The organism is Sediminihaliea albiluteola, from assembly GCF_014077625.1.
GTDB lineage: Bacteria > Pseudomonadota > Gammaproteobacteria > Pseudomonadales > Halieaceae > Sediminihaliea > Sediminihaliea albiluteola.
In genome coordinates this window covers 596,079-609,112 of the sequence record NZ_JACFXU010000014.1, presented here as the reverse complement: position 1 = coordinate 609,112, position 13,034 = coordinate 596,079, and the positions used below count along the sequence as shown (strand labels likewise).

The window sequence follows — 13,034 nt, the reverse complement described above, 5'->3', positions numbered from 1 at the left end:
AAAGCGCTTTTGCCTTGATGCCTGTAAATTGCTTGGCTCAGGCGCTGTTTAGCGCGGGTTGAGAGCGAAACTGAGCTAGCTCAGTGCTTTAAACAGCTGTCGTAGAAGTGTCGGGCTCGCTGTAATGCTTGCAGCGATTCCGGCATGCCCATTGCAGCAAAGCCATGAAAACCGTGCGGCATATGAGTGCTGAGCTCTAGGCTGACAGCCTGCTTTGCAGCCTTTGCCTTGGCCAGCAGTGCTTCAGCATGCTTTCTGGTTGGGTCGCTTTCGCCAACTTGAAGCAACAGGGGCGGAAGCTTGTCGAGTTCGCCGTAGAGTGGCGAAATATAGGCCTGTGTTAAGTCGGCATCACCAGCGTAGTCCAGACCGCGGCGGTGGGTGTAGCCTTGATCGTAGAGTGGGTCTTTGTCTGGTGAGTCGCTTGCCAAGTCTAGCCAGCCGCAAAGGCTTAGCCCACAGCTGGGCAGGTCGGCACCCTCATCGCGCAACTTAAATAAACTACTTAGTACCAAACCCCCGCCACAGGAGTCACCAATAAAGCCAATAGACTTGGCGGGAACGCCTTGCTCAAGCAGGGCCTGATAAACCCTACAGCAATCATTTAAGGCGGCGGGGAAACGGTGCTCAGGAGCTAAGCGATAATCGACTAAGGCCACGGTGGCATTAAAGTGCTCCGATAGCATTTCAGCGTAAAACAGAAAGCCCTCACCATCACCGGCGATAAAGGCGCCGCCGTGTATATAGAGCAGATAACGATGGGGCTCAGTGAGCGAGGCTGAGCTGACAATGGCGTAACTACTGCCCTTGAAGTCCCGCCACTCAACAGTAGTGCCCGCTGCCAGTGGACGGTAGTGTAGGGCGTTCATTTTGTTTCGGGCGGTAGTTAGATCGTCGCTTGGCAGTGTGAGTTGACCATCTAGTGATGCTGCTATTGATTGGTATATGTCGCTTGGCATAGGGATAAGTTCCGACAGTTGTTGTAGCTTGCGCAGTGAAAACTTGAGAAATGCAAACTCGCTTTTGGCAGTGTAATCAACAGCCATTACTAAGCACTACAGTGCTAATTAGTGCCCAGCGGTAAACAGATGTTTCACAAATAGGGGGCAAAGTATTGTGGCGCGCATGACACAATGGCAGACAGATAATAATTAAGCCATTAAGAAAAGCGAGAGGGAGCGCGGCTATGTCTTTGCACTCGTCTAATCATAATTCAGGCGGTCCCTGGGCCTTAGTAACAGGTAGCACGGCAGGGATTGGGCGAGCTTTCTGCGATCACTTCGCTGCCAGCGCTTATAACCTTTTTTTGCTGTCCCGCACGGAGGCAGATTTAAAACAGCTGGGACAAGAGCTCACAGATAAGTGGGGAATAAAGACCCGCTATCTTGCCTGTGACTTGGCGCAGCCTGAACTGTTGACACTTGTCGATGCTGCCACGACAGATCTAGATATTAGCTTTTTGGTGAGCAATGCGGGATCGCCGAGTTATCACGGCCGCTTTTTTGAGCGAACAGCCCAGGATTTTGAGGAAAGTTTGCGTGTAAACACGCTGGTGCAGGCTCAATTAATTAGACATTTTGGCGAGCGAATGAAGGCTCGAGGCAAGGGAGCAATCATACAAGTGAGCTCTATTACCGGCCACGTCACTATGCCCTTTATGGCGGAATATAGCTCATGCAAAGCATTTCAATTAAGTCTCGGCGAGGCTCTTTACTACGAGTTTAAAGATTACGGCATCGATTTTTTGGTGCTGTCCCCAGGCGCCACCAAGTCCCGTCGTATCAACTTTGGTATGGAAGCTAGCGAGGTTGTCGCTGCGGCCTTCAAGGCCTTGGGGCGTCAGCCCAGCGTTATACCGGGCTGGCGGAGCTGCTGGAGTGCCTTTAAGAACCGCCATTTACGCTCGCGGCGTCGGGCTATAGACAAGATGGGCCAGTTTCAGCGCGGGCAGCTGCAAGCGCGGGAGCTGCAAAAGATTGATTAGGCACCCATTGAGAACAATCAAGTCACATTAAGCTACTTATTCATCATGACGTTGGCGGCTACGCTAAACAAAAATCAAGAGGAGTTCTACGACATGGATCGCTATCTTATTGTATCAACCGATGGTCACGCTGGCCTGCCTATGGAAGGCTATCGCGATTACCTAGAGTCAAAGTATTTTAAAGCATTTGATGAGATGCTGCCCATACAGCGGGAAATGACGCGCAAGTCTGAAGAGTTGTTTCTTATCTCAGATTTCAATGACAAATGGCGCCAAGGTATCGAAGAAGAGCTCACCGGTGCTTGGGATGGCGCGATGCGCAATAAAATCATCGATGCCGATGGCGTAGCTGCTGAAGTCTTATTTCCCGACGGTATTACCGAAATGAATGCGCCACCATTTGGTGCTGGCTTGGGTTTGCGCCCATGGGGTGTTGACCCCGAATTGCAGTGGGCGGGTGCTCGCGCTCACAACCGTTGGATAGCTGAGTTCTGCAAAGAAGATCCAGTGCGCCGTATTGGTTTGGCCATTGTGTTGATGCTCTACGACGTAGACGAGGCCCTCAAAGAAGTTAAATGGGCTTATGACAATGGCCTGCGCGGTATTTTGATTCCCGCCTTAATGGGCGATTACGACGCTTACAACCACCCCAAATATTATCCGATCTGGGAGTTCTGTCAGGAACATAAAATGGTGGTACACACCCATTCTGGTCCATCTCCAGACTATGATTTTAATTTGCCAGGTGCCGTGGGTGTCTACCTGACTGAATTTGCTTGGTGGGCTGGACGGCCGCTGTGGTACCTCATATTTGGTGGTGTGTTTGAGAAATTTCCCAACCTGAAGTTTGTACTCACAGAAGTCAGTGAGTTTTGGATTCCGCATTTGCTGGAAATGATGGATGTCCGCGCATCGGTGAAGCATACCAGTGGCAAGCTCGGCGACTTCCGCAGCAATTTAACGATGGCACCGAGTGAGTACTTCAAGAGGAACTGCTGGGTTGGTGCATCAGCTCTGTTTGATGAAGGCTCTACAGCAGTGCGCCATGAAATTGGCATCAAAAATGTCATGTGGGGAACGGACTATCCACACCCAGAAGGCTCTTGGCCTAAAACGAGAGAAAAGTTGGTGACCTATTTCAAAGGTATGCCCGATACAGAAATCACTCAGATTCTGGGCTCCAATGCAGTGGATTGTTACGACTTGGATTACCGAGAACTCAATCCTATTGCTGAGCGTATTGGGCCGGCTAAAGCTGACTTTGTAGCTAACTAGAGGGGGGGCCGAATATGAACACTCGAATTCCATTACCTATGCCAATCGGCTGGTACTGCGTTGCTTTTAGTGACGAGTTAGCGGTAGGTGAAGTGAAGAATGTTCGCTATTTTGCCCGCGACATGGTGATGTTCCGTACCGAAAGTGGTGATGTGGGTCTATCCGATCCGATATGCCCACACTTGGGTGCCCACTTAGGTCATGGTGGTGAGGTGGTTGGCGAGTCAATTCGCTGCCCATTTCACCACTGGCAATACAACACTCAGGGGGTGATTACCGACATACCCTATGCCAAACGCATCCCACCCAAGGTGGATGGCAAACCCTGTCTGAAAACTTACCCGGTATGTGAGCGCAATAATGTGATCTGGGCCTGGTATCACCCCGATGATGTTGCACCAGATTACGAAGTGCTGGAAATACCGGAGTGCTCGGATCCAGCTTGGAGTAGTGAGCAGCGCTTTAGTTGGCGCTTCGACTCCCATCCGCAAGAAATTGCTGAAAACGGTGTGGACGTAGCGCACTTCCGTTTTGTCCACCAAATGGATGCAGTGCCTTTGGGTGAAACGAAGTACGAGGGCCACATACGCCGCAGTCTGGTGAAGGGACCGCGGACAGTGATCAATGAGGCCGGCGAAAAAGAAGTGCTGGAGTACTCTGTTGAGGTGGTGCAAAACGGTGCAGGTCAAAAGTGGACGCGTATGTCCGGATTGGTGAGCTACCTCTTGCAGGTGCTAGTCACGCCGATTGATAGAGACCAGGTAGATGTGCGTTTTGCCTATATCCATGAGCGTTTTCCAGAGGGCTCATTCAAGGCTAAAGCGATGCAGGAGGCTATTGCCAACACCAACGGGCAGCGCGGCCTAGAAGGCGATATTCCTATTTGGCACAACAAGCACCATTTGCGCTCGCCAATCCTCTGTGACGGCGATGGCCCGATTATGCAGTTCAGAAAGTATTTCTCACAGTTTTACCCCGATGGCAATTCCTACCCAGAATTACAGGTCTTAGCCTCTACACAACAGTCTTAAGGCCGCTAACAATAAATACTAGGAGATAAATTATGTCGAAATTACGCTATGTCAGAGACCCGAACAAAACCCTGCCGCCACGCAAGGGTCTTGACTGCACAGTAGAATCGCTTCGCGTAGTGTATGAAACAGATCCCGCTATTCACGCTGCACTGCTGCCTAAGCCGCTACAGCCGCATAGCCGCCCAGAAATTTTTATCCAGCACGCTAATGTGTCAATGCATGTCAGTGAGACGAAGACAGTGACTATTGGCGCAGCTACCGTAGGGGTGCGCTGTAGCTTCGAAGGCACCGAAGGCTGCTATGTATTGGCCATGCCCATGGAAGGTGAATTCGTGGTGATTAGCGGCCGTGAGCGCTTTGGCGAGCCGAAGAAAATCGCTGAAGTGGCAACAATGGAGCGTGATGGCAACAACATTAAGACGACTATTGGCCGTCACGGCATCAACTTCCTAGAAATGTCAGGCACCGTTCAAGCTGAGTCAGTGAAACCTGATCCTTTCACTGAGTACTTCTTCTGTCATAAAGCGCTGCCACGTATCGATGGCCAAGATGGCTTCGACGGCCCAGTGTTTTTGACCCGACTCAACTGGGAGCGCAACTACACTGCATTGCACGATGTCGATAATCCACAAGTGATACTGCGTGAAAGCCCCTTTGATCCTTTGATCGATGTGCCTGTTGAGAAAATTGTGCGTATGCAGTTCGCTGTGGGAGCAACCAACACCAGCGGTCAGATACTGACTGAAATTCCGCCCGAGTATTTGGTAGACCATATCCATCAGCGCTATGACGATGGCTTAGATATCGGTATTCGTTTGGATGGGGCTGGCTCAAAGGCTGCTGCCAATGGATGATTTTAAAGGAAAAACTGCGGTAGTAACTGGTGGCGCTTCTGGTGTCGGTCGCTGTCTCTGTGAGGTGTTCGCCAAAGCGGGGATGAATGTCGTCATGGCCGATATTGAGCAATCTGCACTGGAGGCCGCCGCGGCAGAAATGCGTGAAGCGGGCCTTAGTGTTACTGGTGTTCAGGCCGATGTGACTGATCCGGACTCGATGGCTGCATTAGCGCTGCGTAGCAAGGAGCTCTACGGTAATGTGCACATCCTGTGTAATAACGCCGGTGTTGGGATCAAAGAAGCCCAGCGCCGAATCTGGGATCTGACGCCCAATGATTGGTCTTGGGGTTACAGCGTCAATGTCATGGGAATTGCCAATGGCATTCGAGCCTTTGTGCCGATGATGTTAGAACACGGTGAGGCTGGTCACATTGTGAATACCTCATCAGGCAATGGCGGTTTGACCTCTATGCCAACCACGCCAATCTATGCCTCTACCAAGGCGGCGGTGACCAGTATCACAGAGGTATTGAATTACCAGCTGCAAATGGAAGGCGCTAAGTTGCAGGCGCATATTCTGTTCCCTGGTCCCCACGTGGTGAATACCAATATCCTTAACTCCATGCGCAATCGCCCAGCGGAGCTTAGCGATGGCGAAGAAGTGGGGGCTTACACCAGCATGGCCGATCTGGTCAAAGCCTCGGGAATCAAGGATATGCAATTGACTGAGCCAGAAGAGGTTGCAGAAGACTGCCTTCAAGGCATTAAAAATAAGCAATTCTGGATCCTTCCTGCGAGTGAAAAAAATGACAAAAAAGTGCGCGATCGCACAGAGAGCATTTTAAGTCGCAGCAACCCTATGCTGGGGGATCTGTAGAATGGGCGTTCGCTTAGGGCAGTACTGCATAAGGGTCACAGACTTACAGCGCTCAGAGAAGTTCTATGCCGATGTCCTTGGCTTGAGCGTGCAGCAGCGTATCGAGATTGATGAGGCCAGTGAAGTTGTTCTGGGCTCAGAAGGTTCTGATGCGAGCATTCAGCTGGCACAGCGCAAAGATCAAGTGGGTCCTATCGATCACGGCGGCGCATTGTGGAAGCACTACCTCTACACCGACAACCTTGAGGAAACATATCGCAAGGCTATCGACTTTGGCTGTGAATCGGTGATGGAGCCTAAGGCTTTGGAGGAGTGGCCGGTAACGATCGCTTTTATTAAAGATCCAGATGGCTATCTGATAGAGCTGATCGAGCGCCAGCAGTAAGCACTCTTGAGCAGTCCCATTGCCGAGGCTTTGGGACTGTTCACTCAACCCCCAAAACTTCATCGCGCGGCTTGTTCTTGGCTCGGCGTCCTTCACTAGCGCGTGTAAAGTTTGTAACTTGTCCTATTTCTACAGTACGCGCGGAGAGTATTGATGTCTAAATCGCAATTGAAAATTGGCCTTGCATCGCCAATTGTTATCCTATTACCCCATAAAAAGGATACTTGGGAGGCAGATGCGGGTGTAGATGAGTTGCGCCAAGTAACATTAGCGGCAGAAAAGCTGGGCTACTACAGTCTGACCTGTTCGGAGCATGTGGGTATACCCACAGAAATAGCCGCGGTGCGTGGTGGGCGTTATTACGACCCAGTGGCAACTTTCTCCTATATGGCAGCGATCACCGAAAACATTCGTTTTTTAACCTACATATCGGTACTGCCCTACCATCATCCTTTAGCCGTTGCTAAGCGTTTTGGCACCATGGACAAACTATCCAAGGGGCGCCTGATTATGGGTGTTGGGGTCGGTTCCTTGAAAGAAGAGTTTGAGCTGCTCAACGCAGAATTTGAGGAGCGCGGCGCACGTTATTCAGATGCTATGAAGGCGGTGAAAGCATCTTTTGGCCGCCGTTTGCCCAAGTATCATGGCGAGCATTATCATTTCGATGACTTTATTATCGACCCCTGTGCAGATCAGCAGGACTTGCCTTTGTGGCTAGGCGGGCGAACGCTGCGCTCACTGCGACGAGCAGTAGAAGACGGCGATGGTTGGGCGCCCTTTGCCCTGAGTCTGGAGCAAGTTAGCGAGATGCTGCAAAAAACTCAGCAGACCGAGCTGTGGCAGCAGCGACAGAAACCATTCGAGGTATCGTTGAGCCTAGAAGTGACTGAAGATCTTACTAAGGGCGAAGGTATTGATGCTGTTAAAGGACGTATTGAGGCTTCACTTAAGGCCGGCGCAAGCCATCTAAGTGTCTCTGCAGCATCGCATTCTCTGCAGCACTATGTGGATCAAATTACTGAGTTTAAAGAAAAAGTCATGCCGGAGTTTATTAGCGCTTAGCAACTTTGTCTTAATTAAAGCCGCTTCGCCTAGCGGAGCGGCTCGATAAAAACATCACGACGGTGACTAAAGTTATCGTTGATATAGCCCGCAATAAAGTCCATAAAAAAGCGTACCTTGGCTGATAAGTGTCGGCTGTTTGGATACACCGCCCAGGTCTCTCGTTCGTAGTGGCTCCAGGGCTGGTCGCTGAGCTTTATTAACTCTCCCCGCTTAACCGCAGATTGAATATAAAAATCAGGTAGCTGTGCCATGCCGATGCCGGCTTTGGCCGCTGCTAAAATCGTCGCGCCATCTTCACTGAGCCAATTGCCGGCGATTTTCACCCGTAAAGTGTCTCTGCCCGAGGGGGTATTAAAGTTCCAGTGCCGATCTGAAGTGGAGAGGCAGTTGTGGTGCTGCAAGTCAGCTATCGAGTTTGGGTAACCATAAGTTTCCCAGTAAGAGGGCGCGGCACAGAGGCTAAGAGAATAGGAGCCTAGCTTGCGTGCAATTAAACTGGAGTCTTCCAACTTGCCATAGCGAATGGCGAGATCGTAGCCATCGGCGATGATATCGACCTCAAGAAAGCTCGAATGCACTTCAACTGAGAGCTCGGGGTACTGCCTTGAAAAGGCCGCGACGATGCCGGCCATATGCTCTACGCCGTAGCGGCTATTGATAGCGAGCTTGAGCGTTCCCTTGGGTTGCTGCTGCAACTCAGACAAGGCCGACTCTGCCAAATCATATTGCTCTGACATGATTTGGCACTGTCGAAAAAATATTTCGCCAATTTCAGTGAGAGTAAGGCGCCGGGTGGTGCGTTGTAGGAGGCGGACTTGTAAGCGATCTTCAAGTCGGCTCACCTGCTTACTAATGTAGGATTTGGAGACGCCCATTGCTTCAGCGGCAGCGGTGAAGCTGCCGAGCTCCACCACCTCCAAAAACTCATCAATACCGTCCCAGCGCCCCATGCTTTTGCCTGTACTTGAATTACTATTCATACAGGCTAATGCACTTGCTCTTGTTGTTGCAATAGATCGGGTCCGCGCATCAGAACTGATACGCGAACTCAATACCGTAGCTACGAGGGTCCGCCCACTGGTTGACCGTAAATACGGTCAAGTTAAGTGCGGAGGTCCAGTACTCCTCATCGGTGAGGTTGCGGCCCCAAGCTGATATACGCAGCTCTCCATCGCCAGCAGGAATGGCACTTAAGTCAATCCTAGCGTTGAGTAGGCCATAGGAATCGACGTTAGTAGTGGGGTCATCCTCTATTAAAACGTAATAATCGTCAGTCCAGGCGTAATCGGCGCGCATTGACAAGGTACCGAAGCTGAATGGATCAAAGGTGTACTTCAGCGAAGCAAAGACAGTGTTCTCTGGTGCATAGGCCAGATAACGCTCGCTGGATACGTCCGTTCCATCATCGCCGATGAACTTGTCATAGGAGCTGTCGAGGTAGGAGTAGTTAAGGATTAGGTCCAAATTAGGTGTGGCCCGTGCCGTTAGCTCGATCTCGACACCCTGCATGTTAGCAGTACCTGCGTTAACGATAGCAATACCTAGGACTTCCTCGACAAAGCGGTTGGCCTGGAAGTCTTCGTAGTCGTTATAGAAGGCCGACATGTTCAGTTGCACGCGCTGATCCAGCAGACGTGATTTCAGACCGATCTCGTAAGTGGTCATGGTTTCTGGATCAAAAGGCGTGAGGAAGGAAGCGTTAGTTGCCGCTACGCCATTAAAGCCGCCACTTTTGAAGCCGGTGGCGATCTTAGCGTAACCATTAATGTCGTCAGTAAAGCGCCAAGCAACCGTGGCCATCGGAGTGAACTCACTCCAAGTGTCGTCAGTTTTTATTGGGATCAAGTTGCCCCTGGGGTCGAAGATGGGGCTTCCGCCTGGATTGCGGACATAGACACCACCGCTGGCATCAGCCGGGTTCTCATTATAGACATCCCTATTGACAGCAAGGTTATAGGCGTCTTTCTTTTCCTCGGTCCAGCGCGCACCGACAGTAATTTCCATGCGGTCGTTGAGCATGTTGGGAGTCCAGCTCATCTGACCAAAGGCCGCTACTGAAGTATCCTTGGCGCCGCGCTGGCTAACGTTGAAGCTGTCGCCGCCAAACTGGAACTGCCAGCGAGGGTTGTCGGTGTACCACTCATCTTCATAGTAAAACAGACCCAGTACATACTCAGTGCGCTCGGTAGAGCCAAGTAACTGGAACTCTTGGGTCCACTGATCGAAATCATTTTCGATTGTGAAACGGAATAAGTCCAAAGCTGTGCCATCAAAATCACTCATGCTAAGGGTATGCAGGTCTCTGTACCCAGTGATTGATTTTAAAGTCAGGTCACCTAGCCTAGTGTCGGGTAGGTCATAGCTAAGAGTCAGCGTATGGCCTTCAACTTCAACCTCACTGGTTATGGCGTTGTCGTTGGCAATTGAGCTCGGGCGGCCTTTGCGTGTCGCTGCGTCAACCAGGGGATACAGCGGGGGAATCACATAGGCAAAGGTATCCGAGTTGGTAAGCGCAAGCATCGGTGGGCGCTGGTCAGCTTCGAAACGGTCGTAGCCGTATTGAATATTGAATTGATCACTGATGCGCCAGTCAGCGTCAATACGCAGGCCCCACTGGTCGCGGTTGTCAAAATCTTCACCCGAAGGGTGTGTGTTCTTGTAGAAGCCGTCGCGCTCGCGGTAGAAACCTGATGCTCGAGCGCTAAACTCGCCCAGTCCTTCATCCATTGAGCCAAAGGTGGGAGTGTCGATTGAGCCCCGTGTTTCGACTAGGCTGGCATTACCCAAGCCCACGCTTAGCTTGCCGCCAAATTCGCCAGCGGGCTTTTTGGTGACTAAGTTGATCGCACCGCCAATGGTGTTTTTGCCATACAGCGTACCTTGGGGGCCACGCAGTACTTCCACTCGCTCTAAATCGACGGCGTCAAAAATAGCACCAGAGGTTTTAGAAATGGGCACGCCATTTAAGTACATGCCCACAGCATTATCACGGCTCAGGTTATTACTGTTGTTAACGGCACCGCGGATGGCGATACCGGCGTTGACTGAGCCACCAATGGTCGGAGTAACTAGGAGCCCTGGAGTGAAGTCAGACACGCCACTGACGTCGGTGGCACCGAGTTCAAGCAGTGCGTCGCCGCGAAGTGCGGTGACCGAGATGGGGGTGTCTTGCAAACTTTGCTCGCGCATTTGAGCGGTTACTACAATCTCTTCTAGTGCCGATGATTGCGCGAGAGCAGGAATAGCAAAAAGTGGCGCCATGAGAGTGCCACCAATTGCTACGCTTATAGCTTGATAGAGCTTTTGTCGTTGCATGATTTTCTCCTTATCACACGTCATTAAATTTATTAGTTAACTGCTGCCGGGATTGCGGTCCAGGTGCGCGCTTCTTCGGCGCACGACCGGTAGTGACGCAGGCCTCGCCACAGAATAATTACGATAGTCGGGGCGATAATTGCTGAAGCTAATGAGATGGAGTAGCGCAATGCATCGTCGTAGCCGAAGACAAAGTCAGTCAGTGCTGCGATTACCGAGGCGCCAAGGGCCAAGCCAAGAATATTGACCATGAACAGCATGATAGAAAGTAGTTGCGCGCGCATTTCATTGGGGGTGATTTCAATCAGTGCCGCGGTGGTAACGCCGACGGACACCTGGCCGAGATAAGTGGCTATCGACATGCACAGTAGAGCCAAAAAAGCTGTGGGCATAAGCGGGCCGATAATTAGGGGGATTGTTTTAAGCGCCGCGGCGATCAACATGACGCGCATATTGGCATCGACATGGCCCTTGCGCGCAAAACGCCCACTCAGCCAGCCCCCAGACAGGATACCGGCGACGCCGCAGATACCCATGACCAGCCCATAGGAATAGCCCGCATTACTGGCGGAGAAGCCGTAGGTGCGCATTAAGAAGGTCGGGTACCAGATGGCGGTTCCCATTGCCAGCATGCCGAGAAAAGCGACGGCTGAAAGATGTGCCCCATAGGCTTGCCAGCGCTCGCGGACATGCATCCATATCACGCGCAGAGGTACGCTCTGGTTGGCGGCGGAGTGAATGCGTTGCTGCCTGGGAGGTTCGCGGAAGGTGAACATCAAGCCGGCGATTAATAAGCCTGGCAGGCCGACAATAATAAAGGCGAGTTGCCAAGAGCGGAAATCGCCGAGTATGCCGAGGTTCACATGGTCAATGCCATCGAGCATTTGCAGAACTAAGCCGCCAATAATTAGAGCCAAGCCACCACCAATAGGGTAACCCAAGTGATAGACGCTGAAGGCCATAGCTCTTTTTTCGGGTGAGAAGCTGTCTGAGATCAGCGAGGCGGCGGCGGGGCTTAGGGAGGCTTCACCTACACCAACGCCCATTCTAGCGAGAAATAATTGAAAGAAGTTTTTAGACAGACCGCAGGCTGCGGTCATTAGGCACCAAAAGCTGATGCCACAAGCAATGATGACTCTTCGATTGCGCACATCGGATAGTCGGGCTATGGGGATCCCTACAAAAGCGAAGAGGAGCGAAAATGCTAAGCCTTGCAGGAGACTGATTTCAAAGTCGGAAAGGCCGAGGTCTGCCCGGACTGGACCAACGAGTAGGGTCAGTATTTGACGATCAATCGCTGAAAAGGTGTTAGCGAGCAATAAGATGCCCACAACATACCATGCTGTCGATGAAGGTGGATAAGGCTGGCCTGAAGACATCACTTCCCTTACTAACAGTTAATTATTTTTCATTAATAGGGAGGAATCTACCGGCAAGCAAAGTAGTGATATATACCTTGTTGGAACTTGATTGTTTCCCGCGGAGTCTCAATGCTGCTTTGGCTTTCATTTAGCATGGAGTAGGGCAAGGGATTGCTTATCCAAGCCGGCTAATGAAACGAAGCAGTAAAGCCTATTTAAATCATAATTATTAGTGCTGAGTACAGCACAGGGGGGAAGATAGTTGGAATTAGTTGAAAAGCTTGCCGCGATAGAAGAAATTAAAATGCTGTCGTCGCGGCGTGTGCGCTACATGGACCTTAAGCAATGGGAGCATTATGGCAGTGTACACACTGAAGATGCCTACTCCGAATCTTACGGAGATGCACCTCCAGATCAGCAGCCGGTCACGGATGGCCATAGGAATCGGGTAGTTGGACCAGAGGCGCTCACCGAAGCCATCAAAAATATCATGGAGGGACCGGCGCCAATGACCTCCTGCCATCATCTTCATCAGCCCGAAATTGAGTTCAGTTCAGCTGAAACTGCTAGCGCGATCTGGCCTATGGAGGATCATTTATGGTGGCAAAACGGTGAAACTCGTGAGTACCTACATGGTTACGGCCACTATCACGAAAGATACCGGAAGGTGAATGGCACTTGGCTTATCTGCTACCGCAAGTTAACTAGGATTAATGTCGAGATGTCGGAAGGCTTTCTCTTAAGGCCTAAGTGAGTAGATTTAGGTCCCAGGCTAGCCTTTCGAACAGTAATCAATAGCTAGTCATATAAAGAGAGCTAAAGGACGCTAGTAGGTATATAGTCTATTGCCAGCTGCAACATGGGTGGCGTTAAACATAACGCCCCTTTCTATTCCTCAGCCG

12 protein-coding genes are annotated in these 13,034 nt (G+C 51.1%); 8 read left to right on the top strand and 4 right to left on the bottom strand.

Features of this window, described 5'->3' with window-relative positions; translation table 11 throughout:
• Window positions 1-80 precede the first annotated feature (80 nt).
• The gene (locus H2508_RS09640; protein ID WP_182172458.1) at window positions 81-959 is read right to left on the bottom strand and encodes an alpha/beta hydrolase; all 879 of its coding nucleotides are present in this window, start codon (window positions 957-959) and stop codon (window positions 81-83) included.
• A gap of 227 nt (window positions 960-1,186) precedes the next feature.
• Here H2508_RS09640 and H2508_RS09635 point away from each other — a divergent pair, with 227 nt between their 5' ends.
• From H2508_RS09635 to H2508_RS09605, 7 genes are all read left to right on the top strand, one after another.
• Entirely contained in the window at window positions 1,187-1,984 is a 798-nt protein-coding gene (locus tag H2508_RS09635) for an SDR family NAD(P)-dependent oxidoreductase (RefSeq protein WP_182172455.1), read from the top strand.
• 93 nt (window positions 1,985-2,077) lie between these two features.
• Window positions 2,078-3,259, top strand: a complete 1,182-nt coding sequence (locus tag H2508_RS09630) for an amidohydrolase family protein (protein WP_182172452.1) — start codon at window positions 2,078-2,080, stop codon at window positions 3,257-3,259.
• A 14-nt stretch (window positions 3,260-3,273) separates the two neighbouring features.
• Entirely contained in the window at window positions 3,274-4,290 is a 1,017-nt protein-coding gene (locus tag H2508_RS09625; protein ID WP_182172449.1) for a Rieske 2Fe-2S domain-containing protein, read from the top strand.
• 32 nt (window positions 4,291-4,322) lie between these two features.
• Entirely contained in the window at window positions 4,323-5,147 is an 825-nt protein-coding gene (locus tag H2508_RS09620; protein ID WP_182172446.1) for an acetoacetate decarboxylase family protein, read from the top strand.
• On the top strand, window positions 5,140-6,006 hold the full coding sequence (locus tag H2508_RS09615; protein WP_182172443.1) for an SDR family NAD(P)-dependent oxidoreductase: 867 nt from the start codon (window positions 5,140-5,142) through the stop codon (window positions 6,004-6,006). The genes H2508_RS09620 and H2508_RS09615 overlap by 8 nt, the downstream gene beginning before the upstream one ends.
• A 1-nt stretch (window position 6,007) precedes the next feature.
• Window positions 6,008-6,391, top strand: a complete 384-nt coding sequence (locus tag H2508_RS09610; RefSeq protein ID WP_182172441.1) for a VOC family protein — start codon at window positions 6,008-6,010, stop codon at window positions 6,389-6,391.
• A gap of 153 nt (window positions 6,392-6,544) precedes the next feature.
• Window positions 6,545-7,453, top strand: coding sequence for a TIGR03619 family F420-dependent LLM class oxidoreductase (locus H2508_RS09605; protein WP_182172438.1), 909 nt, complete (start codon window positions 6,545-6,547; stop codon window positions 7,451-7,453).
• A gap of 29 nt (window positions 7,454-7,482) precedes the next feature.
• Here the strand turns inward: H2508_RS09605 and H2508_RS09600 are convergent, their stop codons facing one another.
• From H2508_RS09600 to H2508_RS09590, 3 genes are read right to left on the bottom strand one after another with little or no spacing between them, the layout of a single operon-like run.
• Window positions 7,483-8,436 carry a LysR family transcriptional regulator gene (locus H2508_RS09600; protein WP_182172435.1) on the bottom strand — a complete coding sequence of 318 codons (954 nt, stop codon included), beginning with the start codon at window positions 8,434-8,436 and terminating at the stop codon, window positions 7,483-7,485.
• Between the two features lie 49 nt (window positions 8,437-8,485).
• Complete coding sequence (locus H2508_RS09595) at window positions 8,486-10,771, bottom strand: TonB-dependent receptor (protein ID WP_182172432.1); 2,286 nt, start codon at window positions 10,769-10,771, stop codon at window positions 8,486-8,488.
• Window positions 10,772-10,803: 32 nt separating this feature from the next.
• Window positions 10,804-12,150 carry a spinster family MFS transporter gene (locus H2508_RS09590; RefSeq protein ID WP_182172428.1) on the bottom strand — a complete coding sequence of 449 codons (1,347 nt, stop codon included), beginning with the start codon at window positions 12,148-12,150 and terminating at the stop codon, window positions 10,804-10,806.
• Between the two features lie 244 nt (window positions 12,151-12,394).
• On the opposite strand from H2508_RS09590, the gene H2508_RS09585 reads away from it, so the two are divergent.
• Window positions 12,395-12,886, top strand: coding sequence for a nuclear transport factor 2 family protein (locus H2508_RS09585; RefSeq protein ID WP_182172425.1), 492 nt, complete (start codon window positions 12,395-12,397; stop codon window positions 12,884-12,886).
• Window positions 12,887-13,034: the final 148 nt, after the last annotated feature.

Bases quoted from the DNA above. Each gene is read 5' to 3' on its own strand.
- H2508_RS09640 (WP_182172458.1), bottom strand. From the start codon at position 959: ATGCCAAGCGACATATACCAATCAATAGCAGCATCACTAGATGGTCAA.
- H2508_RS09635 (WP_182172455.1), top strand. From the start codon at position 1,187: ATGTCTTTGCACTCGTCTAATCATAATTCAGGCGGTCCCTGGGCCTTA.
- H2508_RS09630 (WP_182172452.1), top strand. From the start codon at position 2,078: ATGGATCGCTATCTTATTGTATCAACCGATGGTCACGCTGGCCTGCCT.
- H2508_RS09625 (WP_182172449.1), top strand. From the start codon at position 3,274: ATGAACACTCGAATTCCATTACCTATGCCAATCGGCTGGTACTGCGTT.
- H2508_RS09620 (WP_182172446.1), top strand. From the start codon at position 4,323: ATGTCGAAATTACGCTATGTCAGAGACCCGAACAAAACCCTGCCGCCA.
- H2508_RS09615 (WP_182172443.1), top strand. From the start codon at position 5,140: ATGGATGATTTTAAAGGAAAAACTGCGGTAGTAACTGGTGGCGCTTCT.
- H2508_RS09610 (WP_182172441.1), top strand. From the start codon at position 6,008: ATGGGCGTTCGCTTAGGGCAGTACTGCATAAGGGTCACAGACTTACAG.
- H2508_RS09605 (WP_182172438.1), top strand. From the start codon at position 6,545: ATGTCTAAATCGCAATTGAAAATTGGCCTTGCATCGCCAATTGTTATC.
- H2508_RS09600 (WP_182172435.1), bottom strand. From the start codon at position 8,436: ATGAATAGTAATTCAAGTACAGGCAAAAGCATGGGGCGCTGGGACGGT.
- H2508_RS09595 (WP_182172432.1), bottom strand. From the start codon at position 10,771: ATGCAACGACAAAAGCTCTATCAAGCTATAAGCGTAGCAATTGGTGGC.
- H2508_RS09590 (WP_182172428.1), bottom strand. From the start codon at position 12,150: ATGTCTTCAGGCCAGCCTTATCCACCTTCATCGACAGCATGGTATGTT.